The 23,975-nt window shown below is 72.7% G+C and carries 28 protein-coding genes and 1 tRNA gene; 15 read left to right on the top strand and 14 right to left on the bottom strand.

The features are described 5' to 3' along the window. The first annotated feature begins 333 nt into the window (after positions 1-333). The 6 genes from ACFY01_RS02900 (at position 334) to ACFY01_RS02925 (ending at position 5,009) form a co-directional block, all read left to right on the top strand. Positions 334-1,254, top strand: a complete 921-nt coding sequence (locus ACFY01_RS02900) for an ABC transporter substrate-binding protein (RefSeq protein WP_390733832.1) — start codon at positions 334-336, stop codon at positions 1,252-1,254. A 129-nt stretch (positions 1,255-1,383) separates the two neighbouring features. Further along, a complete protein-coding gene (locus ACFY01_RS02905; protein WP_390733833.1) occupies positions 1,384-1,854 on the top strand; it encodes an ABC transporter substrate-binding protein in 471 nt (156 codons plus the stop codon). After that, on the top strand, positions 1,791-2,417 hold the full coding sequence (locus tag ACFY01_RS02910; protein WP_390734034.1) for an ABC transporter substrate-binding protein: 627 nt from the start codon (positions 1,791-1,793) through the stop codon (positions 2,415-2,417). The genes ACFY01_RS02905 and ACFY01_RS02910 overlap by 64 nt, the downstream gene beginning before the upstream one ends. Further along, positions 2,414-3,187 carry an ABC transporter permease gene (locus tag ACFY01_RS02915; protein ID WP_390733834.1) on the top strand — a complete coding sequence of 258 codons (774 nt, stop codon included), beginning with the start codon at positions 2,414-2,416 and terminating at the stop codon, positions 3,185-3,187. Before ACFY01_RS02910 ends, ACFY01_RS02915 begins: the two co-directional genes overlap by 4 nt. Beyond that, complete coding sequence (locus ACFY01_RS02920) at positions 3,184-3,945, top strand: ABC transporter ATP-binding protein (protein WP_390733835.1); 762 nt, start codon at positions 3,184-3,186, stop codon at positions 3,943-3,945. Before ACFY01_RS02915 ends, ACFY01_RS02920 begins: the two co-directional genes overlap by 4 nt. Next, the gene (locus ACFY01_RS02925; RefSeq protein ID WP_390733836.1) at positions 3,942-5,009 is read left to right on the top strand and encodes a phosphotransferase enzyme family protein; all 1,068 of its coding nucleotides are present in this window, start codon (positions 3,942-3,944) and stop codon (positions 5,007-5,009) included. Before ACFY01_RS02920 ends, ACFY01_RS02925 begins: the two co-directional genes overlap by 4 nt. Before the next feature lie 10 nt (positions 5,010-5,019). Here ACFY01_RS02925 and ACFY01_RS02930 read toward each other — a convergent pair whose 3' ends face one another. The 12 genes from ACFY01_RS02930 to ACFY01_RS02985 all read right to left on the bottom strand — a co-directional run bounded on the left by ACFY01_RS02930 (position 5,020) and on the right by ACFY01_RS02985 (position 15,405). Continuing rightward, positions 5,020-6,168, bottom strand: coding sequence for an LLM class flavin-dependent oxidoreductase (locus tag ACFY01_RS02930; protein WP_390733837.1), 1,149 nt, complete (start codon positions 6,166-6,168; stop codon positions 5,020-5,022). After that, positions 6,161-7,252, bottom strand: coding sequence for an LLM class flavin-dependent oxidoreductase (locus tag ACFY01_RS02935; protein ID WP_390733838.1), 1,092 nt, complete (start codon positions 7,250-7,252; stop codon positions 6,161-6,163). The genes ACFY01_RS02930 and ACFY01_RS02935 overlap by 8 nt, the downstream gene beginning before the upstream one ends. Further along, positions 7,249-8,622 carry an NtaA/DmoA family FMN-dependent monooxygenase gene (locus ACFY01_RS02940; protein ID WP_390733839.1) on the bottom strand — a complete coding sequence of 458 codons (1,374 nt, stop codon included), beginning with the start codon at positions 8,620-8,622 and terminating at the stop codon, positions 7,249-7,251. Before ACFY01_RS02940 ends, ACFY01_RS02935 begins: the two co-directional genes overlap by 4 nt. Positions 8,623-8,640: 18 nt before the next feature. After that, a complete protein-coding gene (locus ACFY01_RS02945; protein ID WP_390733840.1) occupies positions 8,641-9,849 on the bottom strand; it encodes an LLM class flavin-dependent oxidoreductase in 1,209 nt (402 codons plus the stop codon). Between the two features lie 80 nt (positions 9,850-9,929). Beyond that, positions 9,930-10,040 (bottom strand): putative leader peptide, encoded by a 111-nt coding sequence (locus ACFY01_RS02950; RefSeq protein WP_390733841.1) that lies wholly within the window; start codon positions 10,038-10,040, stop codon positions 9,930-9,932. A 68-nt stretch (positions 10,041-10,108) separates the two neighbouring features. Next, positions 10,109-10,894 carry a GNAT family N-acetyltransferase gene (locus ACFY01_RS02955; RefSeq protein WP_390733842.1) on the bottom strand — a complete coding sequence of 262 codons (786 nt, stop codon included), beginning with the start codon at positions 10,892-10,894 and terminating at the stop codon, positions 10,109-10,111. 57 nt (positions 10,895-10,951) lie between these two features. Next, positions 10,952-11,971 carry an ABC transporter substrate-binding protein gene (locus ACFY01_RS02960; protein WP_390733843.1) on the bottom strand — a complete coding sequence of 340 codons (1,020 nt, stop codon included), beginning with the start codon at positions 11,969-11,971 and terminating at the stop codon, positions 10,952-10,954. A gap of 52 nt (positions 11,972-12,023) precedes the next feature. Continuing rightward, entirely contained in the window at positions 12,024-12,812 is a 789-nt protein-coding gene (locus ACFY01_RS02965; RefSeq protein WP_390733844.1) for an amino acid ABC transporter ATP-binding protein, read from the bottom strand. After that, positions 12,809-13,789, bottom strand: coding sequence for an amino acid ABC transporter permease (locus tag ACFY01_RS02970; protein ID WP_390733845.1), 981 nt, complete (start codon positions 13,787-13,789; stop codon positions 12,809-12,811). The genes ACFY01_RS02965 and ACFY01_RS02970 overlap by 4 nt, the downstream gene beginning before the upstream one ends. Before the next feature lie 219 nt (positions 13,790-14,008). Continuing rightward, entirely contained in the window at positions 14,009-14,158 is a 150-nt protein-coding gene (locus tag ACFY01_RS02975; protein ID WP_390733846.1) for a hypothetical protein, read from the bottom strand. A 110-nt stretch (positions 14,159-14,268) separates the two neighbouring features. Next, complete coding sequence (locus ACFY01_RS02980; protein WP_390733847.1) at positions 14,269-15,168, bottom strand: glutathione S-transferase C-terminal domain-containing protein; 900 nt, start codon at positions 15,166-15,168, stop codon at positions 14,269-14,271. 105 nt (positions 15,169-15,273) lie between these two features. Beyond that, positions 15,274-15,405 (bottom strand): hypothetical protein, encoded by a 132-nt coding sequence (locus ACFY01_RS02985; RefSeq protein ID WP_390733848.1) that lies wholly within the window; start codon positions 15,403-15,405, stop codon positions 15,274-15,276. 229 nt (positions 15,406-15,634) lie between these two features. On the opposite strand from ACFY01_RS02985, the gene ACFY01_RS02990 reads away from it, so the two are divergent. From ACFY01_RS02990 to ACFY01_RS03030, 9 genes are all read left to right on the top strand, one after another. Then, the gene (locus ACFY01_RS02990) at positions 15,635-16,000 is read left to right on the top strand and encodes a hypothetical protein (protein ID WP_390733849.1); all 366 of its coding nucleotides are present in this window, start codon (positions 15,635-15,637) and stop codon (positions 15,998-16,000) included. After that, positions 15,997-16,809: a hypothetical protein gene (locus ACFY01_RS02995; protein WP_390733850.1), complete on the top strand. Its 813-nt coding sequence runs from the start codon at positions 15,997-15,999 to the stop codon at positions 16,807-16,809. The genes ACFY01_RS02990 and ACFY01_RS02995 overlap by 4 nt, the downstream gene beginning before the upstream one ends. A gap of 93 nt (positions 16,810-16,902) precedes the next feature. Then, positions 16,903-18,072: an NAD(P)/FAD-dependent oxidoreductase gene (locus tag ACFY01_RS03000; protein ID WP_390733851.1), complete on the top strand. Its 1,170-nt coding sequence runs from the start codon at positions 16,903-16,905 to the stop codon at positions 18,070-18,072. After that, positions 18,069-18,377 carry a (2Fe-2S)-binding protein gene (locus ACFY01_RS03005; RefSeq protein ID WP_390733852.1) on the top strand — a complete coding sequence of 103 codons (309 nt, stop codon included), beginning with the start codon at positions 18,069-18,071 and terminating at the stop codon, positions 18,375-18,377. The genes ACFY01_RS03000 and ACFY01_RS03005 overlap by 4 nt, the downstream gene beginning before the upstream one ends. Beyond that, positions 18,361-19,776: an NAD(P)/FAD-dependent oxidoreductase gene (locus tag ACFY01_RS03010; protein WP_390733853.1), complete on the top strand. Its 1,416-nt coding sequence runs from the start codon at positions 18,361-18,363 to the stop codon at positions 19,774-19,776. Before ACFY01_RS03005 ends, ACFY01_RS03010 begins: the two co-directional genes overlap by 17 nt. After that, complete coding sequence (locus ACFY01_RS03015) at positions 19,776-20,666, top strand: dihydrodipicolinate synthase family protein (protein ID WP_390733854.1); 891 nt, start codon at positions 19,776-19,778, stop codon at positions 20,664-20,666. The genes ACFY01_RS03010 and ACFY01_RS03015 overlap by 1 nt, the downstream gene beginning before the upstream one ends. 13 nt (positions 20,667-20,679) lie before the next feature. Continuing rightward, positions 20,680-21,681: a proline racemase family protein gene (locus ACFY01_RS03020; RefSeq protein ID WP_390733855.1), complete on the top strand. Its 1,002-nt coding sequence runs from the start codon at positions 20,680-20,682 to the stop codon at positions 21,679-21,681. Between the two features lie 31 nt (positions 21,682-21,712). Beyond that, positions 21,713-22,411: a GntR family transcriptional regulator gene (locus ACFY01_RS03025; protein WP_390733856.1), complete on the top strand. Its 699-nt coding sequence runs from the start codon at positions 21,713-21,715 to the stop codon at positions 22,409-22,411. 13 nt (positions 22,412-22,424) lie between these two features. Next, positions 22,425-22,550 (top strand): hypothetical protein, encoded by a 126-nt coding sequence (locus tag ACFY01_RS03030; RefSeq protein WP_390733857.1) that lies wholly within the window; start codon positions 22,425-22,427, stop codon positions 22,548-22,550. 71 nt (positions 22,551-22,621) lie between these two features. On the opposite strand, the gene ACFY01_RS03035 is transcribed toward ACFY01_RS03030, so the two are convergent. Together ACFY01_RS03035 and ACFY01_RS03040 are read right to left on the bottom strand one after the other, a co-directional pair. Beyond that, positions 22,622-22,695 (bottom strand) — tRNA-Pro (locus ACFY01_RS03035). A gap of 70 nt (positions 22,696-22,765) precedes the next feature. Further along, positions 22,766-23,974 (bottom strand): serine hydrolase domain-containing protein, encoded by a 1,209-nt coding sequence (locus ACFY01_RS03040; RefSeq protein WP_390733858.1) that lies wholly within the window; start codon positions 23,972-23,974, stop codon positions 22,766-22,768. Between the last annotated feature and the right edge of the window lies 1 nt (position 23,975).

Below are 23,975 nucleotides of genomic sequence, written 5' to 3' on the forward strand. Positions count from 1 at the left end.
CATATTCCGGATCATGGTTGCGCGGGGGCTGTCGACTGCGGTTATGGTTTCGGCCATCTACGCGGGAGCCCCTCCCCGACCGGGCTGAGAGGGCGTCTGGGATCCGCTCGTCGAGGGCGGTCCCCATGGGGACGCCGACCGCACCACTCGCGCCGTCGTCGGCGCCCCGCGTAGGAGATCACGTGTCCGCAGCAGCAGTCGAGTCGAAGCCACCGGTGGCCGTCACCGTGCCGGCGGCGCCCTCCTGTTGTTGTCGCGCTTACTGAGAACTCACCTCCCCGCTCTTCACCTCATCCAGGCTCCGCCACGCCTGTGCACCTTCCGGAGTACCCCATGCCGCACATACGGGTCATGCTCGATTATTTCCACCCCTGGCCCAATTCAGCCGGTCTGTACGTCGCCCGTGCCCGCCGCTGGTACGAGGAGGCCGGCCTGGACGTCGAACTGGTGGTGCAGGACCCGGGGCGCGGGGACACTCTGGAGTACCTGGCCCGGGGCGAGGTGGACTTCGGGATCTTCCCGCCCAACCGTCTGCTCGCCCGGCGGGCCGCGCTCGGCCAGCCGCTGATCGCGGTGGCCGCGGTCAACCACCGCGCCCTGGAGGCGATCCAGACCACGGCGTCGACCGGCATCACCCGCCCCCGTGACCTCGCCGGCCGCCGCCTCGCCTACAACCCGACCCCGCGCGGCCGGGCCATGGTCCGCCACCTGGTGGCGGCCGACGGAGGCGACCCGGACGCGGTGATCACCGTGGACGCCGGCACCCGCGAACTGACGGTGGACGACATCGAGACCGGCGAGGCCGACGCCACCTTCGGCACCTACTGGTCCTGGGACGCGTTGCGCGGCGACCTGCCCGAGGAGCACCGGCTGACCTGGCCGGTGGACGAGGTCGGCGCACCCCGCTACCACAGCTACCTGCTCGGCACGAGCGAGGAACTGCCGGCGCGACGCCCCTCAGTGGTACGGGAGTTCCTGGCCGTCACCGCTCGCGGTTACACGGCCGCCGCCCAGGAGCAGGACGACACCCTTCAGCTGCTGGAAGGTGTCATCCCGTACTTCCCGCGCCCGCTCATCGCCCGTTCCCTCGCCCTCGTCGCGCCCACCTGGACGGACACCGAAGGCCGTTGGGGCGTGATCGACGAGAACCGGATGGGCCCGTACGCGCACTGGCTCGCCGAGAACGGCGCCATCGCGCACGACCGGGACTGGGCGAAGTCCTTCACCAACACGCTGCTGGACATGCCCGCGTGAGAGCCCTGCCCTGCCAGGCGCGGGCGCTGACCCGGCGCCGGGCCGTCGACCTGAAACGGGTGGACAGCGCGCTGTGTCGGGCCTGACCGCCCCGCAGCGCCCTCTCACCCCCGTACGAAGGACCCGACAATGCCCCGCCGCACCGCTCCGGCCGCCCTGGCCGCGACCGTCTCCCTGCTGGCCGTCACCACCGGCTGCTTGGCCGATCCCCCGGCCGCCGCGAAGGACGGCACCACGACCGTCACGCTCGCGCTCGACTGGACCCCGAACACCAACCACACCGGTATCTACGTCGCCCAGCAGAAGGGCTGGTTCAAGGACGCCGGGATCGACCTGAAGGTCGTGCCGTACGGCTCGACCGCGCCCGAGACGCTGATCGCCAACCACAAGGCGGACTTCGGGGTCTCCTACCAGGAGGGCGTCACCACCGCGCGGGCCGCGGGGCAGGACATCACCTCCGTGTACGCCGTCACCCAGAAGACGAACGTCACCGTCTCCGTGCGCGCCGACCGCTCGGCATCAAGTCCCCCAAGGACCTGGACGGCAAGACGTACGCCGGTTTCGGCGCCCCGTACGAGAAGCCGCTGCTTCAGAAGGTGATCCGGAACGCCGGCGGCAAGGGCGACTTCAGGCAGGTCACCCTCAACACCTCGGCGTACGCGGCGCTCTACGCGGGCAAGGCCGATTTCGCGATGCCGATGCCGACCTGGGAGGGCCTCCAGGCGAAGCTCACCGGCAAGCCGCTGAAGGACTTCCAGCTCTCCGACTACGGCTTCCCGGCGATCTACTCCACGCTGATCGCGTCCTCCGACCGGTTCCTGAAGCGGAACCCGGCCGTCGCCAAGAGGTTCCTGGCCGCCGTCGACAAGGGCTACCGGTATGCGGCGGACCACCCCGACCAGGCCGCCGGTCTCCTCGTCGGCGCCAACCGGAGCGTGCTCACCGACACCCGGCTGGTGAAGGAGAGCGAGCGGCTGCTGGCCAAGGAGTACTACAAGGGTGCCGACGGCAGCATCGGAACGCAGAGCGCCGCCCGCTGGAAGGCCTTCGCCGACTTCGAGTACGGCGCCGGGCTGCTGGTCGACGGCGACGGCAAGAAGCTGACGAAGGCGCCCGACACCTCGGCCTTCTTCACCAACGCCTACCTCCCGGACGCCAAGTGAGGGGCGCACTGCGGTCGTTGTGGCCGCCCGTGCTGGTCCTCGCGGTGGTGGTCGGCGGCTGGCAGCTGTACGTCACGGCGACCGGCGTCGACCCGGCGACCCTGCCGAGCCCGGCGCGGGTGGTGTCGCAGGGCTGGGCCAACCGCCAGGACCTGTGGGACCAGACGCTGCCCACCCTCCAGGAGACCCTGCTGGGCTTCGCGCTGTCCTTCGCGGCGGCCTGGCTGGTCGCGGTCCTGCTGGACTTCTCCGCCGCCGCCCGGCGGGGTCTGTACCCGCTGCTGGTCGCCTCGCAGACCATTCCGATCGTGGCCGTGGCGCCGCTGCTGATCATCTGGTTCGGCTTCGGGCTGCTGCCGAAGATGCTGGTGGTGACGTTGACGACGTTCTTCCCGCTGGCCGCCAACCTGGCCGCCGGGTTCGCCTCGGCCGACCGTGAGGCGATGCGGCTGCTGCGCTCCCTGGGCGCGGGCCGGTGGCGGGCGTTCCGGCTGGTCCGGGTGCCGAGCGCGATGCCGTACTTCTTCGCCGGGCTGCGGGTGAGCATCACGTACGCGGTGGTGGGCGCCGTCTTCGCCGAGTACGCGGGCGCCGAGTCGGGCCTCGGGATCTACATGCAGGCGCAGAAGAGCGCGTTCCGTACGGACCTGGTGTTCGCGGCGGTGGCGGTGACGGCGGCGCTGAGCGTCGCGCTGTTCGGGGCCACGTATCTGCTCCAGCGGCTGGTGCTGCCCTGGGAGCGGGCGCTGACGCAGGAGGAACAGCGGTGAGCAGTCTGCGCATCGAGCAGGTCGCGAAGTCGTTCGGTTCGCTCGACGTCCTGCGGGACCTCGAACTCTCTGTGGAGGAGGGTGAGTTCGCGGCCGTCATCGGGCCGAGCGGCAGTGGCAAGAGCACCCTGTTCAACCTGGTGTCCGGGCTCGACCGCCCCACCTCGGGACGGGTGCTGGTGGAGGGCGAGCCGACGGGCGTGGCCTCGGGCAAGGTCGCCTACATGCCGCAGAAGGACCTGCTGTTCCCGTGGCGGACGGTGCTGGACAACACGGCGCTGGGGCTCCAGGCGCAGGGCCTGCGCAAGAAGGAGGCACGTGCCCGCGCGGCCGCCCTCTTCGCGGACTTCGGGCTCGACGGGTTCCAGAAGTCCTACCCCGCCCAGCTCAGCGGCGGCATGCGCCAGCGGGCCGCGCTGCTGCGCACGGTGGTGCTGCAGCGGCCGGTGCTGCTGCTGGACGAGCCGTTCGGCGCGCTGGACTCGCTGACGAGGACCGAGATGCAGCTGTGGCTGGCGGACATGTGGCGGCGCCACCGCTGGACCGTCGTCCTGGTCACCCACGACATCCGCGAGGCGGTCCTGCTCGCGGACACCGTGCACGTGCTGTCACCGCGCCCGGCCACGGTCGTCGACCGCGTCGAAGTGCCCCTCCCGCACGGCGAACGGGACTTCACCGCACCCAAGTTCGCGGCCACGGAACGCCGGGTGCTGAGCGCTCTGCGCGGGACGACCACGACGGCGGCGGTGGCTCCATGAGCGCGCATCTCGCGCACGGACTGGGCACGGACCCGGTCGAGCCGGACTGGCCGCCGCTCACCGACGGCGAGGTCACCGCGGTCGTCGGCCCCGCCCGGGTCCTCTGGCGCAGCCCCCGCCCCCTGTCCGCGGCGGCGGTCGTCGAGCGGGGCGGGCGGCGTCTGTTCGTGAAGCGGCACCACGTCTCGGTACGGTCGCCCGAGGGCCTCGCGGAGGAACACGCCTTCCTGCGGCACCTGCGGGACCGGGGCGCACCGGTGGTCGAGGTGCTGGACACGGTGGCGCGCGGCGAGTGGACGTACGAGGTCCACTCGGCGGGCGTCGGCACGGACCTGTACCGGGAAGCGTTGTCCTGGTCGCCGTTCCGCTCCCTGGCGCACGCCCGGGCGGCGGGCCGGGCGCTGGCCCGGCTGCACCTGGCGGCGGAGGGTTTCGACGCCCCGCCCCGCCGGGTGCAGCCGCTGGTCGCCTCGTTCACGGTGTTCGCCGGACCGGACGACCCGCTGCCGCGCCTGGAACGGTACGTGACCGAGCGGCCGGCGCTGGCCGAGGGGCTGGCCGGCTTCCCGTGGCGGGCGGACACGCACCGCGTCCTGCTGCCGCTGCACGAGCGCCTGGCCCCCCGTCTGCCGCAGCTCGAACCCCTGTGGACCCACAACGACTGGCACGCCTCCAACCTGCTGTGGGGCGAGGACGGCGAGGTCTCCACGGTCCTGGACTTCGGCATGAGCGACCGCACGACCGCCGTGCACGACCTGGCGACGGCGATCGAACGCAACGCGGTGCAGTGGCTGCGGCCGGGCTTCCCGGTGCGCGAGGAGGACGCCGTCGCCCTCCTCGACGGGTACCAGTCCGTACGGCCCCTCGCTCCCGCCGAGTCAGCGGCCCTCCCCACCCTGCTGCCGCTGGTGCACGCGGAGTTCGCACTGTCCGAGCTGGACTACTTCCACGGCGTGACCCACTCCCCGGAGAACACCCGTCTGGCGTACGAGTACTACGTGGGCCACGCCGAGTGGTTCACCGGGCCGTCCGGCCGCGGGCTGCTGGAGCGGCTCGCGGCCTGAGCACCGTGCGTCAGCCCGGCCAGCGGGAATGACCCCGGCGCCGCCACTCCGCGGCGAGCAGTTCGTAGGAACGGACCCGGTCGGCGTGGTCGTGAGTGATCGTCGTGATGAGCAACTCGTCGGCGCCGGTGGCTTCCTGGAGCTGTTCCAGCTGGTCGGCGACCCGGCCGGGCGAGCCGGTGAACTGGGTGTCGACGCGGTCCTGGACGAGGGTCCGGTCCTCGTCGGTCCAGACGTGGGCCCGGGCCTCGTCCGGGGTCGGGAACGCGATGGCGCCCTCCGCGGTGCGGATGCTGCGCACCCACAGGCCGTAGCCGGTGGCGAGTTCCCGGGCCGTCGCGTCGTCCTCGGCGACCACGACGTCCGCGGAGACGCTGACGTACGGCTTGTCGAGGACGTCCGAGGGCTGGAAGAAGGACCGGTAGCCGTCCACCGCCTCCAGGACGGTGGCCGGGCTGACGTGGTAGTTCGCCGCGAACCGCAGGCCACGGGCGCCCGCGGCCTCGGCGCTCTGCCCGCCGCTGCTGCCCAGCACCCACACCTCGACGTCGGCCCCCTCGCCCGGCACCACGTGCGCCTCGACGCCCTCGGCAGAGCGGTAGGTGCCGGCCAGCAGGGCGAGGATGTCGTCGATCTGCTCGGCGTAGCCCTGGGATTCGGCACCCGGCAGCAGGAGCAGCCTGCGCTGGAGGGCGATGCGGGGTGAGCCGAGGAGGTGTGCGAAGGAGAACCGGGGCGGGATCAGCAGGCCGTTCGGGGCCCGGCCGTCGACGACCGGGGTGGCCGTGGCAGGCGCGGCGGCCTTCTCGCGGGGCGGCCCGCCGCCGGAGCGGCCGAGGCCCAGGTCGAAGCGGCCGGGGTGCAGCGCGTCGAGCAGGCCGAACTCCTCGACCGTGCTCAGCGCGGTGCGGTGCCCGAGCTGGACGGCGCCCGAGCCGAGCCGGATGGTGGAGGTGGCGTCGGCCGTCAGCGCGAGCAGTACCGCCGGGGACGTACCCGCGACGCCCGGGTTCAGGTGGTGCTCGGCGAACCAGTAGCGGGCATAGCCGAAGCGCTCGGCCTGCCGGGCCAGGTCGACGGAGTTGCGCAGGGCGTCGCCGGCCGTCGATCCGGAGGGGACCGGGACCAGGTCGAGGACGCCGAGCGGGATGTCAGACATGGGCCGGCTCCTCGCTGGTCGACGGTGCCGCGAGGGCCGGGGCCCAGTCGAAGGGCGGGTCGGGGATGTCCCTGCGCAGCACCGGGGCCACCGCCGACTGGAAGAGTTCCAGCGAGTCGCGGTGCTGGGTGTCGGTGAGGCCGCCCGCGTCCGCGTGCACATGGACCACGGTGTGCCCGAACCGCTCGTGGTAGCGGTGCACCTTGTCGACGACCTGCTGCGGGCTGCCGATCAGGGCCGAGCTGCGCTCGACGAAGTCCTCCAGGGTCTCGAAGACCACGGGGAGGCCGGCCCGTCTGAAGAAGGACAGGTTGGCCTCGAAGACCGGCCGGTACGCCGCGAGCGCCTCCTGGGTGGTGGGAGCGACGTGGATGCCCGCCGTACCGGCGCCGATCGCGATGCCGGCCGGGTCGTGGCCGTAGTGCTCCCAGCGTTCGCGGTAGTGGCGGATCAGTTCGGCGTACGGCTCGATGGGGTTGGTGACGTTCGCCGAGAACAGCGGGTCGCCGTAGCGGGCGGCCAGGTCCACCGACTCCTTGCTGGTGGCGCTGCCGTGCCAGACCCGGACCGGCTGCTGGTACGGCCGCGGCCACACCTCCGCGTCCTTCAGCTCCGGCCGGAACCGGGTCGCCGCGGTGACCTTGTCCTGCCGCCAGATCCGCCGGAACACCTCGTAGCTCTCGGCGTTGCGGTCCCACTGGTCCTCGGGCGTGACGTGGAACAGCTCCCGCTGGGCGGCTCCGTTGCCCTTGCCGATGATCAGGTCGAGGCGGCCGCCCGAGAGGTGGTCGAGGGTCGCGTAGTCCTCGTAGGCGCGCACCGGGTCCAGCAGACTGAGGGTGGTGACGCCGGTGAACAGCCGTATCCGCTTGGTCAGCGCGGCGATGTGGCTGAGCACGACGGGCGGCGAGGAGGAGATGAACGGCCGCTCGTGCCGCTCCCCCACGCCGAAACCGTCGAAGCCCAGCTCCTCGGCGAGCAGCGCGTTGTCGAGCACCTCACGGAACCGGTCGCGGGTCGGCTTCTGGACGCCGGTCACCGGGTCCGGGCGGTGCACGATCAGGGTGAGGGCGATGAACTTCACGACGCCACCCGCACACCCGTTTGCGTGTCCGGGTGGGCGAGGCCCAGGTGGTCGCGCAGGGTGGTGCCCTCGTAGTCGGCGCGGAAGACGCCCTGTTCCTGGAGGAGCGGGACGACCTTGTCGGCGAACGGGTCGAGGCCGCCGGGGGTGATGTGGGGGACGAGGATGAAGCCGTCGGACGCGTCCGCCTGCACGAACTCGTTGATGGTCTTGGCGACGGTGGACGGGGCGCCGACGAAGGTCTGCCGGTTTCCGGTGTTGATGACCAGGTCCCGGATGGACCAGTCGTTGGCCTCGGCGAGCTCCCGCCACTCGCGGGCGATGGCGATCGGGTCGCGGTACATCCGTACCTGGGCGCGGCCGCGGGAGATGTGCTCCTCGGCGACCAGCGGGTCGACGTCGGGCAGCGGGCCGTCGGGGTCGTACGCCGACAGGTCCCGGTTCCAGACGAACTCCAGGTGCTTGATGGCGGTGGCCCCGCTGACCTGCTGCCGGCGCACCTCCCGGGCCAGGTCCTCGGCCTCGGCGTCGGTGTCGCCGAGGACGAAGGTCGCGGCGGGCAGGATGAGCAACTGGTCGTGGCCTCGGCCGTACTTGGCGAGGCGGCCTTTGACGTCGGTGTAGAAGGCCTGCCCCTGCTCCAGGGTGGCGTGCCGGCTGAAGATGGCGTCGGCGGTGGAGGCGGCGAACTCCCGGCCCTCCTCCGAGTCGCCCGCCTGGAAGATCACCGGGCGGCCCTGCGGAGAGCGGGGGACGTTGAAGCGGCCGTGGATGTCGAACTGCTCGCCCCGGTGCACGAAGGCACCGGCCTTCGCGTCGCTCAGGAAGGTGCCGGTGGTCTGGTCGGCGAGGATCTCGTCGCCGCGCCAGGAGTCGAACAGCTCGTTCGCGGTGGTCAGGAACTCCTTGGCGCGCAAGTAGCGCTCCTCCTGCGGGAGGAAGCCGCCGCGGCGGAAGTTCTCGCCGGTGAAGGCGTCCCAGGAAGTGACGACGTTCCAGGCGGAGCGTCCGCCGGAGAGGTGGTCGAGGCTGGCGAACTGGCGGGCCACCTCGTAGGGCTCGTTGAAGGTGGAGTTGATGGTGCCGGTCAGGCCGAGCCGGTCGGTGACGGCGGCGAGCGCGGCGAGCACGGTGAAGGTGTCGGGGCGGCCCACCACGTCCAGGTCGTAGATCTGCCCGCCCTGTTCGCGCAGCCTGAGGCCCTCGGCGAGGAACAGGAAGTCGAACTTGGCGCGTTCGGCGGTGCGTGCGAAGTGCGCGAAGGAACTGAACTCGATGTGGCTGCCGGCGGCCGGGTCGCTCCACACGGTGGTGTTGTTGACGCCGGGGAAGTGGGCGGCGAGGTGGATCTGCTTCAGCGGCTTGCTCATGGTCGTGGTCCCTCCGGCTCAGGCGGTGGCTGCGGCGTAGCGGTTGGCGGGGCGGGCCAACCCGAGGAGGCCGCGCAGGGTGCCGGCCTCGTAGGCGCTGCGGAACAGGCCCCGGCGCTGGAGTTCGGGCACCAGGCCCCGGGTGATGCCCGGCAGGTCGTGGCCGAGCACCGCCGGCCGCAGCCGGAAACCGGAGAGGCCGGCGCCGTGCAACTCCTCCAGCAGGTTCGCGAGTTGACCGGGGGTGCCGGTGAAGATCCGGGCGTCACCGGTGTACGGGGTGCCCGCGAGGGAGTCGAGGCGCTCGCGGCGGTCCGCGGCCCGCGCCGGGTCCTCGTCCAGGAAGACCACCAGGTCGCCGAAGACGTGCAGGGGGTCGTCGGCGCGGCCGGCCGCCTCCTGCTCGGCGCGGATCTCGGCGACGATCGCTCGGGCCTGGGCGGCGTCGTGCGGGGTGACGTAGCCGACGTCGGCCTGCCGGGCCACCAGCCGGTACGGCACCGTCTGGTGGGCGAGCGCGGTGACCAGCGGCTGTCCCTGGGGCGGGCGGGGCGTGATCGAGGGGCCCTTGACGCTGAAGTGACGGCCCTCGAAGTCGATGTAGTGCAGCTTGTCGCGGTCGATGAACCGGCCGGTGGCCGCGTCCCGGATCTCCGCGTCGTCCTCCCAGCTGTCCCAGAGGCGGCGGACGACCTCCACGTAGTCGGCGGCCTCGTCGAACAGGTCCGTGACGAGTTCGGCCGCGGCCGGGCTGTCGTAGGCGTCGATGACGGGGACGGTGCGGCGGCCGAAGTGCGCGGCCTCGTTCGGCCGGGCGGTGATCTGCACGCGCAGGCCGGCGCGGCCGGTGCTGACGTAGTCGAGGGTGGCGATCGCCTTGGAGATGTGGAACGGCTCCGTGTGGGTGGCCACCACGGTCGGCACCAGGCCGATGTGCCGGGTGAGCGGGGCGATCCGGGAGGCGATGAGCACGGCGTCGAGCCGGCCGCGCACCTGGTCGGTGCGTTCGTCCGGCTGAAGGAAGTGCGAGGACTGCGGGCCGAGGCCGTCCTCGATGGTCACGAAGTCGAGGAGACCGGCCTCCGCCTCGGCGACCAGGTCGGCCCAGTAACCGGCGGTCAGCAGGTCCCGGGGCCGGGCCACCGGCTCGCGCCAGGACGCCGGGTGCCAGCCGGTGCCGTCCAGGGCGACGGCGAGGTGCAGGGGGGAAACGGGGGTCGATGACACGAGTGGGTGCCTTCCTGGAGGTCCGTTCGAGGGCGCCGGCCCGCAGGGAACAGGGGCACGGCGAAGAGCGTGGGGACGGGTCAGGAGCAACAGAGGGCGCCGGCCACGCGCTGGAGGTCGATGTGGGGCCGGGAGTGCAGCACGACGGAGCGGTTCGGCTTCAGAACGCGGGGGCGGACGACACGTGTCATGTCCGCCACCTCCGCACGCCGGGGCCCGGCGGGCCGTGCGTACGGCGCCGAGCGCGTCTCGTCCTGAGTCACAACAGTCCGTTCCCGCGCGGTGTTCCCGGGCTGCGGACGTGGACGATCGGCGACCGGCGGCGCAGCGTGAAGCCCATCGACTCGTACAGCCGGATCGCCCGCGCGTTGTCCGCGGCGGCGTGCAGGAACGGGACGTCCCCGCGCTCCCGGATGCCGGCGGCCACCGCGCGCACCAGCCGGGTCGCGAGCCCCCGGCCGCGGTACGCGGGGTCGGTGCACACCGCGCTGATCTCGGTCCAGCCGGGCGGCCGCAGCCTCCCCCAGCCTTCGGCCGGGGGGACCCCCATCTCGCTTCGCTCGCCGGCCATGGCGATCAGTCGTCCCCGGTGCCGGATGCCGAGGTAGGTGCCCATCTCGACGGTCCGCTCCAGGAACGGGCCGGGCCGGGTACGGGCGACCAGGCCGAGGATCTCGGGGACGTCGGCGGGCCCCAGCCGTTCCGCTTCGGGGGCGGGCTCGGCCCGCAGCGCCGTGTCGACGAGCTGGACGCCCTCCCCGCCGCCGAGCACCTCCCATCCCTCGGGGACGCGCTCGACGGGCTTGATCCGTACGGTGGTTCCGGGCCCGACGAGGGTGTGCAGGTCGGCCCAGGCACCCGGGTCCGTGGGGTCGGCGAGGGCGGCGAAGGCGTAGACGCCGGCCCGGTAGCGGGCGGCGCGGCCGAGCCGCTCGGCGAGGTGGGCGTGCGGGCCGTCGAGGGCGGCCCAGACAGCGTTGTCGAGAACCGCGGCTGCGGGCAGGGGCGGGGCTCCGCCTCCGCGGACGTCGGTCAGGTCGGCCACGGAGGCGGAGTCCTTTCTCACTCGACTTGCATGACAAGCTCAGTAATTGACTGCTCGTCAGGAGTTGTCCAGCGGCAGCCCGGGCGGGTTGACCTCGGCCTTGCCGACGGCCTCATTGGAGAGGTTGTAGGCGGCCAGCCACTTGGCGTACTGCCCGTTCTCGATGAGGTGGTTGATGGCGTCCGCGAAGGGCTTGGCGAGCCCGCTGTCCTTCTTCGTGGTCGCGGCGATCAGGCCCTGAAGGGTGGCGCCGGCGCCGGAGAACGTGCCCGCGCTGCGGGTGGGGTTCGGCGACTTGGCGGTCTGGGTGATGTGGTAGGCGACACCGGGGTTGGCGGCGAAGTAGGTGTCGATCCTGCCGCCGGTCAGCGCGAGGTAGGTGGCGTTCTTGCTCTGGTAGTGCTTGACGGTGAGGCTCTTGCCCTCCTTCTTCAGCTTCGTCTGCCACTCGAGGAGGATCTTCTCCTGGTTGGTGCCGTTGTCGACGGCGACCGTCTTGCCGGCGAGGTTCTCGTAGTTCCCGTCGAAGTTCCAGGTGCTCTTCTTCAGCACCTCGAAGCCCACGTTGTCCTTGCGGTACGAGGCGAAGTCGTACTTCTTCTTGCGTTCCTCGGTGTCGGTGATGTTGGCGAAGGCGGCGTCGTACTTGCCGCTGTCGATGCCGACGAACATGTTCTCCCAGGTGGCGTTGGAGAACTGTGGCTTCAGACCGAGGACCGCGGCGACCAGCCGGCCGAGGTCCGGTTCGGCGCCGGTGAGGGTCTTCTGGTCGTCGCCGATGTAGGCCAGCGGCGGGAAGCCGTCGGGCAGGGCGCCGACGCCGATCCTCAGGGTGCCGCTCTTGCGGACGGCGGCCGGCAGTTCGGCGCTGATGGACTTCACCTCGGAGACCTTCAGCTCGGTCTGCTCGGCCGCGCCGTTGGACACTCTGCCCACGGTGACCGTGCCCGCGGTGTCGGTCGTGGTGGCGGCCTCGCTGTCACCACCGCAGGCGGCGAGCCCGGTGGCGAGGGTGGCGACGGCGGTCGCCGCGGTGATGCCGCGTATCAGGCTGCGTCGGGAGAAGTGGCTGGGCATGGCTGTCCTTGTCGTTCAGTGATGAAGGTGCGATGGGTGTTGCAGGAGGGGGTCAGAGGACCTTGCTGAGGAAGTCCCGGGTCCGCTCGTGCCGGGGGCTGTCCAGCACCTGGGCGGGCGGGCCCTGTTCGACGATCCGTCCGCCGTCGATGAAGACGATCCGGTCGGCGACCTCGCGGGCGAAGCCGATCTCGTGGGTGACGATGACGAGCGTGGTGCCGCTGGTGGCCAGGTCCTTGATGACGGAGAGGACCTCGCCGACGAGTTCGGGGTCGAGCGCCGAGGTCGGCTCGTCGAAGAGGATGATCCCGGGACGCAGGGCCAGGGCGCGGGCGATGGCGACGCGCTGCTGCTGGCCGCCGGACAGCTGCCGTGGGTAGGCGCCGGTACGGTCACCGAGGCCGACCCGGGTGAGCAGTTCGCGTGCCAGCTCCCGCGCCTCGGGCCTGCTCAGCTTGCCGGTGGCGACGGGCGCGGCGGCGACGTTGTCGAGGACGGTCAGGTGCGGGAAGAGGTTGAAGTTCTGGAAGACGAAACCGATCCGGCTGCGCTGGGCCAGGATGGCGCGCTCGCCGAGTTCCTTCAGCCGGTCCCCGTTCCGCTTCACGCCGATCAGCTCTCCGCCGACGCTGACGTGGCCGACCTCCGGCTTCTCCAGGTGGTTGATGACCCTGAGCAGGGTGGACTTGCCGGAGCCGGACGGGCCGATGACGACGGTCACCTCACCGGGGCGGACGGTCAGGTCGATGCCGTCGAGGACGCGGTGGGTGCCGTACCACTTGTGGACGTCGTGCACCTCGAGGGCGGCCGGCGTCGTCGCCAGGGTGTCGGTGGTGGTCATACGGCGGCCTCCCTGCGCAGCCGGGCCCGGAACTCGGCGAGGCCGGCACGCGCCTTCTGGAGCGGGGTCGGCGGCAGGCTGCGGGTGGCACCGCGGGCGAAGTACCGCTCGACGTAGAACTGGACGACGGACACCACGCTGGTCAGGATCAGGTACCAGACGGTGGCGACGAGCAGCAGCGGCACGATGTCGCCGGGGTAGGTGCTGCCCATGGTCTGCGCGGAGCCGAACAGGTCCAGCAGGGAGACGTAGAACACCAGGGACGTGCTCTTGACCAGGCCGATGAGCTGGTTGACGTAGTTCGGGGTGATGGACCTCAGGGCCTGCGGGAAGACGATGCGGGTGAACTGGTAGCTCTTGGGCAGGCCGAGCGCGGCCGCCGCCTCGTGCTGTCCCTGGTCGACGGAGAGGATCCCGCCGCGCACCACCTCGGACGCGTAGGCCGCCTCGTTGAGGCTCAGACCGATGACGGCGACCGTCATGTCGGTGGCGAGTTTGGACTCGTCGAAGGTGACGAAGGCCGGTCCGAAGGGGATGCCGAGGCTCAACGTCTTGTACAGGGCGCTGAAGTTGTAGAGGAAGATCAGGACGACGATCAGCGGGACCGAGCGGAACAGCCAGGTGTAGGTCCAGCTCACCGCCCGCAGCACCGGGCTGCCGGAGAGCCGGCCGAGGGCCAGCACGATGCCGCCGAGCAGTCCCAGCACCGCGCTGAACGCGGTCACTTCGAGGGTGACGCCGAGCCCGTCGAGGATGGTGGGACGCAGGAACCAGTAGCGGAAGCGGTCCCACTGGTAGAAGGGGTTGGTGGCCAGTCCGTGCAGGACCTGCGCGACGAACACGAGGACGACGGCGGTGACGATCCACCGGCCGGGCCGGCGCAACGGCTGAACGCGCTGCGCTCTGAAGGATGTTGACGGGGTGTCGGCGGGCGGTGCCTCGGCGAGGGACACGGCGGCGCCTGGGGGCTCACTCATTGACGGCTCCAGCGGAGTCGGACACCCCGGGCCCGGACGGCGGTCCGGCGCGGCTACGGTGCTACGGCGGCAGGGCGGGAGACGCACTGCGACACGGCGGGCAGCGGCACACGGCGACGTACGGGGCGGGCGGGGCCTGGACGGACGGCTGCACGGCGGGCGTGCGAGGGGCGTCGGGGCGGACGCGGGGCCGCGCGGCGGGGGAAGGAGAGGAAGCGGTCAGCCCCGGCGGCGGGCACGGCCCGGCGCGGTACACAGTGCGCTGCTGACGCGGAGCAGATCGACGGCACGGTCGGCGACCAAGGGGTTCGCGTACGGCTGTACGCAGCCCAGGGGGCGGCGGGCCGCCGTCCTGAAAGCTGCGTACATGTCCGTCACCTGTCGCCGTGCCGGCCCGGACGGGCCGTGCGCTTGCCAGAGCCGTAAGTAAGGCAGTCGGGCCGGAAGAATGTCAACGCCCGTCCACGTACTGGACGTGCTCAGGCGCCGCTGACCTGCGAACCGGCACCCGAGGAGTCCGCGGCGTGGCCCGTCCAGTCCAGGATCTGGACGGCGGCACCGGCGGCCTCCAGGCCCTGGCACCGGCCGTGGTGGCGGCGGGCGATGCCGTCGAGGTCGAGGTGGGCCCCGAAGGCGGGGTGGGCGGCCAGGCGCCGGGCGTAGGCCCACAGCACCGGGTGGCCGGCGATGCGGTGCACGGCACGGGCGTCGAGGTGGCAGCGGTGCACGGTGTCCAACTGCACCAGCGCGACCCACAGTTCGACGTCGGCGGCGGTGAGCCGGCCGCCGACGAGGTACTCCTCGCCCTCCAGGTACCGCTCCAGCCTGCCCAGCGTGTCCAGCAGCGATTCCAGTGCGGCGGCGCGTTCGGCGGGGCCGGCGTCGGCCTGTCCGGCGCGCTGCGCGGCGTCCTGGATGCCCTCGGCGCAGAGCCGTTCGACGGCTTCGATCTCGCTCTCGGTGCCGCACGGGTACAGCGAGGCGTGTCCGCCTGAGGGGAAGCGGTCCAGGTCGCGCAGTATGTCCGGGGCGTGCGTGCTGACGATGCGTCCGGACCAGTCGTCGCTGAGCACCGGCGCGAGGGCCGGCCCGGCGTAGTGGTGCGCGCTCGCCTCGTAGAGCGGGCGCAGGGCCGAGTGGCCGCCGCCGGGACAGTCCGGTTCGGCGGGCAGGAAGGTGACCTGACAGCTGCCGTCGAGGCCCAGCAGGCTGTGCCCGATGGCGAGGCGCAGGCCGTCGGGGCAGGCGGTCGAGAGGTGGATCCGGTAGCGGTGCGGCACGGCGTGGTGGCCGCTGCGCGCGTCCCGGCCGAGGCGGCCCCGGAAGACGGGGGCGGTCCGCCGGGCGGGCGGGACGGCGGTGAGCGGAGTGATGGACATGCGTGTCTCCCCGGATACGGGCGCGCGGACGTACGCGCGGCGAAAGCGTCGTCGGACAGTGGGCGCCGAGGCGTGCCGGACAGGTCCGGGGGTTCCCGGATCGGCTCAGACCGAGACCGGCCGGGAGGCTGATCGCGCGCTGCACACGCGCAGCAGGTCGATGTGCCGGCGGGAGGTGAGCAGGGGCGAGGCCGGTGTGCGGCCGGCGTGGCCGGTGACCGTCTCGAGGCGCCTCATGATTCCCTACCTGTTCACTAGGATTCCCATGGGGAGTGTCGATCCGGCTCGCGGCGGCGTCAAGTGGGCGTCCACGCCTGGGACACCCGGCGGCGGGACGGACCGGGGTACGCGGGCCGCCCGCGGCCTTCAGGCACCGCGGGCGTCCGGGTTGCCGGGCGGCGGCCGGCGGGGTGGGCTGGGAGTGGGCCCCGAAGTGGGCCGGCCTTGCGGAAGGGGGCCGGATGCGATGGCCGAGGAGTCGCGGCGCGTGACCGGTGCGGTTCCGGGCGCCGTGCCCGAGACGTTCGTGTTCGGGTGCGCCGGCTGCGGTCACGTCTGGCAGGCCGTCTTCCAGGTGGTGTTCTTCACCGACCCGGTCTCCCTGTACACCCAGGAGTACGTGGACGAGGCCGGGCGGGCCCTGCGGTCGCCCCTCGCCGACGCGGTCTGCCCCCGCTGCGGAGGACGACAGGTCCACGTGACGACACCGGAACGCGCCGCGGACGTCACGCACGGCGGTCCTCGCCCGAACGGCGCCGCGCGGATGGCCGTCCGCCACAGGGGATGGTGGCGTGGGAGGACGCACCGCGTTCCGAGGAGGCCATCGCGATGAACCGTCCGTCCCGTCCCGTACGCGTCCTCGTCCCGGTCCTGGCCGCGGGGACCCTGCTGACCGCGGCGGCCTGCGGGAACGACCAGGGCGGCTCGTCCGGCACCGCGTCCGTCTCGCCCGCGGCCGAACGGACCTCGCCGACGCCCGCCGCGACCGCCACACCCGCGCTGACCGGTTCGGGGGCGAGGGCGGCACTGATCACGCCGGCCGACCTGGGGAAGAACTGGACGCAGGTGAACAACGCCTCCACCTGGCGTCACAAGCTCATGGTCGGAAAGGTCGACGTCGCCGCGTTCCTCGACGCGAAGACGAACTCCGCCGACTGCCAGAAGCTGCTGGACAGCCTGTACTCCGACACCCTCCTGGGCCGTGCGCCCGGCGCGTCGGCGCTGACCGGCTTCACCCAGGGCGACGCCCGGCTGCTCTACCAGGTCGGTGACTACGGCCAGGCCTCGCTGGAGAAGTCCCTGGGCTGGATCGCGGCCCTCCCGGACAAGTGCGGCCAGTTCACCGCGACCGGCTCCGACGGCGGCAAGCGCACGGTGCAGGTCGTCAAGAGCTCGCTGCCCGCGGCGGGCGACCAGCGCCAGGGGCTGACCGTGACGATGCGGGGCACCGCGGGCGGCGAGCCGGTCACCGTCACCGTGGACCTGGCCGCCGTGCGGGTCGGCGCCTCCGGCATCACCGTCACCAACGGCGGTCCGGCCGGTGCGGATCACGGCAGCACCGGGACCGCGGTGCAGCAGGGCGCCCAGCGACTGAAGGACGTCCTCGCCGGGAAGACTCCGGCGGGCACCCCGAGCCCGTGAGAGGTCCCGCTCCTGCTCGTCACCGGCCCGGCCGCCGGCCCGCAGCGTCGCAGAACCCTCCCCAGTGGTTGCGATATGTGACATAGTACTGGCGTGGCGAAGCGACTGACCTGCGATGTCGTGGTGGTCGGCGCCGGGATGACGGGCGCGGCCTGTGCCCTGTACGCGGCCCGGGCGGGCCTGGACGTCGTCCTCGTCGACCGTGGCCCGGTGGCCGGCGGCACGACCGGCGCGGGCGAGGGCAACCTGCTCGTCTCCGACAAGGGACCCGGCCCGGAACTCGCGCTCGCCCTGCTCTCCGCCCGGTTGTGGTCGGACCTGGCCCACGAGGACGGCGAGTCGTACGAGTACGAGCCCAAGGGCGGCGTCGTGGTGGCCACCACCCCCGAGGACGTCACCGCCCTGACCGGCTTCGCCGCCGGCCAGCGGGCCGCCGGGGTCACCGCGGTGCCCGTCGACGCGGACCGGCTTGCCGACCTCGAACCCCATCTGGCGCGCGGCCTGGCGGGCGCCGTGCACTATCCGCAGGACGCCCAGGTCATGCCGGCGCTGGCCGCCGCCCGCCTGGTCCGCGCCTCGGGTGCCCGCCTGTGCACGGGCTGGACGGTGACCGGCGTGCTGCGCACGGCCGGCGGCGCGGTGCGCGGCGTGCGCACCGACCGCGGGGAAGTCCACGCGCCGGCCGTGGTGAACGCCGCCGGGACCTGGGGCGGCGACCTGGCCCGGCTGGCCGGTGTACGCCTTCCCGTCCTGCCCAGGCGCGGCTTCGTCCTGGTCACCGAGCCGCTGCCCCGGCTGGTGCGGCACAAGGTGTACGCCGCGGACTACGTGACCGACGTGGCCAGCGACTCGGCCGCGCTCCAGACCTCCCCGGTCGTCGAGGGCACGGCCGCCGGGCCCGTGCTCATCGGCGCGAGCCGTGAACGGGTCGGCTTCGACCGCTCGTTCTCGCTGCCGGTCGTGCGGGCCCTGGCGGCCGGGGCCACGCGGCTGTTCCCGTTCCTCCAGCGGGTCCGCGCGATGCGGACGTACCTGGGCTTCCGGCCGTACCTGCCCGATCACCTGCCCGCGATCGGCCCCGACGCGCGCGTGCCCGGCCTGCTGCACGCCTGCGGGCACGAGGGCGCGGGCATCGGACTGGCCACCGGCACGGGCCACTTGATCGCCCAGGCACTGACCGGGACACCGACGGAACTGGACCTCGCGCCCTTCCGGCCGGAGCGGTTCACGACGAACGGGGTGAACGGGGAGAACACCGCGTGAATCCACTGGAGTTGGCCGGAGCACGGCCCGGCCCCGCGTTCACGGTCACCTTCGACGGCCGCCCGGTCGAGGCGCTCCCCGGCCAGACGGTGGCCGCCGCGCTCTGGTCGGCGGGCGTGACCGCGTGGCGCATCACCCGGGGCGAGGGCCGGCCCCGCGGGGTCTTCTGCGGCATCGGAGTCTGCTTCGACTGCCTGGTGACGGTCAACGGCAGCCCGAACCAACGGGCTTGCCTGGTCCCCGTACGGCCGGGCGACGTCATCCGCACGCAGGAGGGGACGGGGCACGATGGCCGCGACGGCTGAGCGAGGGCACCTCGCCGTGATCGGCGCGGGCCCGGCGGGGCTCGCCGCGACCCTGGCCGCGGCGGCACGCGGGGTGCACGTCACCCTCGTCGACGCCGGCCCGGAGGCGGGCGGCCAGTTCTACCGGCAGCCCGCCACCGCCCTCGGCGCGCGCCGCGCCCGCGCCCTGCACCACCAGTGGCGCACCTGGGAGCGGCTGCGGGACGGACTCGACGGGCAGCGCACGGCGGGACGTGTCACCCACCTGACGGATCATCATGTCTGGTGCGTCGAGCGGCAGTCGGCCGGCTTCATCGTGCACGCGCTGCGCGGCCCCACGCAGGAGGAACCCGCGGCGGTGCGCGCCGGCGCGGTGCTCCTGGCCACCGGCGGCTACGAGGTCGTACTGCCCTTCCCGGGCTGGACGCTGCCCGGCGTCGTCACCGCGGGCGGTGCGCAGGCCATGCTCAAGGGCGGGCTGGTGCTGCCGGGGCGGACGGCCGTCGTCGCCGGGACCGGGCCGCTGCTGCTGCCGGTCGCGACCTCTCTCGCGGCGGCGGGCGCGCGCGTCACCACGCTCGTGGAGTCCGCCGACCCGAAGGCCCTGGCCCGCCATCCGGCGGCGCTGGCCGCGCAGCCCGGGAAGCTCGCCGAGGGCGGCGGGTACGCGGTACGGCTCCTGCGGCACCGCACGCGCCTGCTGACCCGCCACGCGATCGTCGAGGCGCACGGCACGGACCGGCTGGAAGCGGTGACCGTCGCCGCCCTCGACGCCTCCGGCCGGGTCGGACCCGGCAGCGGGCGCCGTATCCCCTGCGACACCCTCGCGGTCGGCCACGGCATGCTGCCGCACACCGACCTCGCCGAGACGCTGGGCTGCGCCCTGGACGGGCAGCGGGTGCACGTCGACGACGAGCAGCGCACCGACGTGCCCGGCGTCTGGGCGGCCGGTGAGACCACCGGAATCGGCGGCGCGGCCCTCGCTCTCGCCGAGGGACACATCGCCGGCCGTTCCGTCGCCGCCCGGCTGCACGGCTGGGATCCCGACCCCGCGGCCTGGTCGGCGGCGGCCCGGGCCCGTACGCGCGCGAGGGCGTTCTTCACGGCCGTCGACGCGGTGTACGCACCCGACGCCCGCTGGCCGGACCGCGTCCCGGACGACACCGTCGCCTGCCGCTGCGAGGAGGTCACCGCCGGTGAGGTCCGCGCGGCCGTGCGCGAGCTCGGCGCGGGCGATCCGCGCACCGTGAAGCTGCTCACCCGCGCCGGGATGGGCTGGTGCCAGGGCCGGATCTGCGGTCCGGCGGTGGCGGGCCTCGCCGGCTGCGAACTCACCCCAGCCCGGCGGCCGTTCGCCCGGCCCGTACCGCTGGGCGTGCTCGCCGAAGGACACGAAGACATGACCGAGGAAGGACCCTGATGACCGATCACCGTCCCTGGCACGGCGTCCTCGTCGCCACCGCCCTCCCGCTCGACGACGACCTCACGGTGAGCCACGACAGGTACGCCGAGCACTGCGCCTGGCTCGTCGACAACGGCTGCGACGGCGTGGTGCCGAACGGCTCGCTCGGCGAGTACCAGGTGCTCACCCCCGCCGAGCGCGCCAAGGTCGTCGAGACGGCCGTCGCCGCGATCGGCGGGCGGCGCGTGATGCCGGGCGTCGCCGCCTACGGCTCGGCCGAGGCCCGCCGCTGGGCCGAACAGGCCCGCGATGCGGGCTGCGGCGCGGTGATGCTGCTGCCGCCCAACGCCTACCGTGCCGACGAGCGTTCCGTGCTCGCCCACTACGCGGAGGTCGCGAAGGCGGGCCTGCCGGTGGTGGCGTACAACAACCCGATCGACACCAAGGTCGACCTCGTGCCCGAACTCCTGGCCCGGCTGCACGGCGAGGGCCTGATCCACGCGGTGAAGGAGTTCTCGGGGGACGTCCGCCGCGCCTACCGCATCGCCGAACTCGCCCCCGAACTGGACCTGTTGATCGGCGCCGACGACGTGCTGCTGGAGCTGGCGATCGCCGGCGCCAAGGGCTGGGTGGCCGGCTACCCGAACGCGCTGCCCACCGCCTGTGTCGAGCTCTACCACGCGGCCACCGGCGGCGACCTGGTCACGGCCCAGCGGCTCTACCGGCAGCTGCACCCGCTGCTGCGCTGGGACTCGCGCACCGAGTTCGTCCAGGCGATCAAGCTGTCCATGGACGTCGTGGGACGGTACGGCGGTCCCGTGCGGCCGCCGCGCATGCCGCTGACGTCCGAGCAGGAGGCCGCCGTCCGGGCGGCCACCGAGAAGGCCGTCGCGGCGGGCCTGGCCTAGGGGGAGTGGGGTCATGCGCAGCAAGCTCGTCCTGCACGCCGTCGACTCGCACACCGAGGGCATGCCCACCCGGGTGATCACCGGCGGGATCGGCACGATCCCCGGCGCGACGATGAACGAGCGGCGGCTGTACTTCCGTGAACACCGTGACGACATCAAGCAGTTGCTGATGAACGAGCCGCGCGGGCACTCCGCGATGAGCGGCGCGGTCCTTCAGCCGCCGGCCCGGCCCGACTGCGACTGGGGCGTGGTCTACATCGAGGTCTCCGGCTATCTGCCGATGTGCGGGCACGGCACCATCGGCGTGGCGACCGTGCTCGTGGAGACCGGCATGGTGGAGGTCGTCGAGCCGGTCACCACCATCCGCCTGGACACCCCGGCCGGGCTCGTCGTCGCCGAGGTGGCGGTCGAGGACGGTGCAGCCAGGAACGTCACCCTGCGCAATGTGCCGTCCTTCTCCGTCGGCCTGGACCGCAAAACCGTGCTCGCCGACGGACGGACGGTGACCTACGACCTCGCCTACGGCGGCAACTTCTACGCCGTCCTGCCGCTGGAGGAGTTCGGCCTGCCCTTCGACCGCGCCCGCAAGGACGACATCCTCGCCGCCGGCCTGTCCCTGATGGAGGCCATCAACAGCGAGGAGGAACCGGTGCACCCCGAGGACCCGTCCATCCGGGGCTGCCACCACGTCCACCTGTACGCACCCGGCGCCACCGCCCGCCACTCCCGGCACGCGATGGCCATCCACCCCGGCTGGTTCGACCGCTCGCCCTGCGGCACCGGGACGAGCGCCCGCATGGCGCAACTGCACGCGCGGGGCGAACTGCCGTTGCACACCGAGTTCGTGAACGAGTCCTTCATCGGCACCCGGTTCACCGGCCGGCTGCTCGGCACGACCGAGGTCGCCGGTATCCCGGCCGTGCTGCCGAGCTTCACGGGCCGCGCCTGGGTCACGGGCACGGCCCAGTACCTCCTCGACCCCACGGACCCGTTCCCCGCAGGCTTCGTCCTCTAGGCTCCTCTAAACTCCCCTGGTGATGCGTGACATGGCACAGCAGACACGGCAGTCGGCCCCGGCCGCCGGGGCCCCCGCTCTCCCCCGGCTGGGCGGCAGGCGCAGCAGCTACCGGGAGCGGGTCGCCGACGCGCTGCGGGCCGCGCTGATCGCGGGCGAACTACGGCCCGGCGAGGTGTACTCGGCCCCCTCCCTGGCGTCCCGCTTCGGTGTCTCCGCGACCCCGGTGCGGGAGGCGATGCTCGACCTGGCCAAGGAGGGCCTGGTCGACGCGGTCCCCAACAAGGGTTTCCGGGTCACCGCCGTCTCGGACCGCCAGCTCGACGAGTACACGCACATCCGCGCGCTCATCGAGATCCCCACCGTGGTGGCCCTCACCGGCACCGCGGACCGTGCCGGTCTTCAGGCGCTGCGCCCGGCCGCCCGGGAGATCGTCACCGCGGCGGCGGCGGGCGACCTCATCGCGTACGTCGAGGCCGACACCCGCTTCCACCTCGGGCTGCTCGCCCTGGCCGGCAACGCCCACCTGGTCGAGGTGGTCGCCGACCTGCGCGGACGCTCCCGCCTCTACGGTCTCACCGCACTGCTGGAGGCGGGCCGCCTGCCGGCCTCCGCCGAGGAACACCTGGAACTCCTCGACGCCCTGCTGGCCCGCGACGAGCAGGCCGTGCACGAGGTCATGACCCGGCACCTGGGGCATGTGCGGGGGTTGTGGGCCACCCGCGACTGACCACGGCTGCGCGATGGCGGCAGCGTCGGCCGGCTGCGCCCCGGTGCTGCGCGAAGCCGGCGTGACGCTGCGTCCGGGCCGGCTCGTCGACTTCGACGACCCGGCGTGGCCGATGTCCTCGGTCCCCAGACGGCCCTGAGCCGGTACCCAAATGGTCAGGGCCTGTTTCGGATACCTCCGAAACAGGCCCTGACCTGCGACTGTCTCCAGTCGGGACGACAGGATTTGAACCTGCGACCCCTTGACCCCCAGTCAAGTGCGCTACCAAGCTGCGCCACGTCCCGGTGCGGTGCCACGCGGGTGGCCCGCGTGATCGTGCAGATCAACCCTACCGCACCCGTACAGGTGCTGTGGTCAGCCCAGGTCGAGCGGGTGGCCCGGGGCCAGGGCGGACGCTATGCGGTCGGTGACCGTCTGGGCCGTGTTGCCCTGGGGTGCCTTCCGCCCCACGGTCGTGGACACGGCGATGGCGAGCCTTTCGTCGGGCTGGTACGCCTGTACCGCCGCGAAACCGGCGAAGGACGGGTTCTGCACGACCCAGCCGTTCTTGACGATGACGCCCACCCCGAAGTGGAGGTCCTCGGTCTGCTTGAGGCACACGGTGGCGGGGCAGCTCGCGGTGGGGGTGCCGAGGCCGGGGGTGCCGGGGTCGAGCTGTATCCGGTGGGAGTGCCGGGAGAGGAGTTCGCCCGTGCCGATGGCCTGGGCCGAGCGGGCCAGGTCGCAGATGTCGCTGGTGAGGACGGCGCCCGGGGCGGTGGTCCAGGACGGGTTCCAGAAGGTGGACTCCTCGTATCTGCCGCGTTCGGCGTCGTAGGCGTGCAGTACGGGCGACGGGATCTGCGGGGTGGAGCCGTCGGCGGTCCCGCTCAGCCCCAGCGGGTCCAGGACGCGCTCGCGCAGCAGCCTGTCCAGCGGGGTGCCGGTGATCTTCTCCAGGGCCTGGCCGAGGAGGACGAAGCCGGCGTGCGAGTAGCTCCAGTTCGTGCCGGGCTCGTACCACAGGGGGTGGCTGAGGGAGAACGCGAGCAGCTCGCGCGGGGTCCACTGGCGGAAGGGGTCGGCGTAGAACCGCTTCACGAACGCCGGATCGGTGACGTAGTCGTGCAGGCCGGAGGTGGAGTCGCCGAGCATCCGCAGCGTGATCCCGTCGCCGTGCGGCAGGTCGGGCAGCCAGCGGGAGACCGGCTCGTCGAGGCCGACCCGGCCCTCGTCGACGAGCTGGAGCAGCACGGTTCCGAGGTAGGCGAAGGCGACCGCACCGGAGCGGAAGTGCATGTCCGGTGTGGCCGGGATACCGGACATCGACTCACCGGCCGCGTCGGTGACCAGCTCGCCGCCGTCCACCGTGACCCGTACCAGTACGGCCTTGAGATCCAGCTCCCGCTGCGCCTTGCGCGCGATGTCGGTCACCCGCCGCGCCCGGTCGTCGGTGCTCCGCCCGCCGGCGGCACAGCCCTGGCCGGGGCGCTCGGCGGCCGGCACCGTCGGCGTCTGGAGGGCCACGGCGAGCAGGGCGGCGGCGCACAGCGCCATCGCGCGGGCACCGGCCATACGGGCCATG

The organism is Streptomyces sp. NPDC001480, from assembly GCF_042894725.1.
GTDB lineage: Bacteria > Actinomycetota > Actinomycetes > Streptomycetales > Streptomycetaceae > Streptomyces.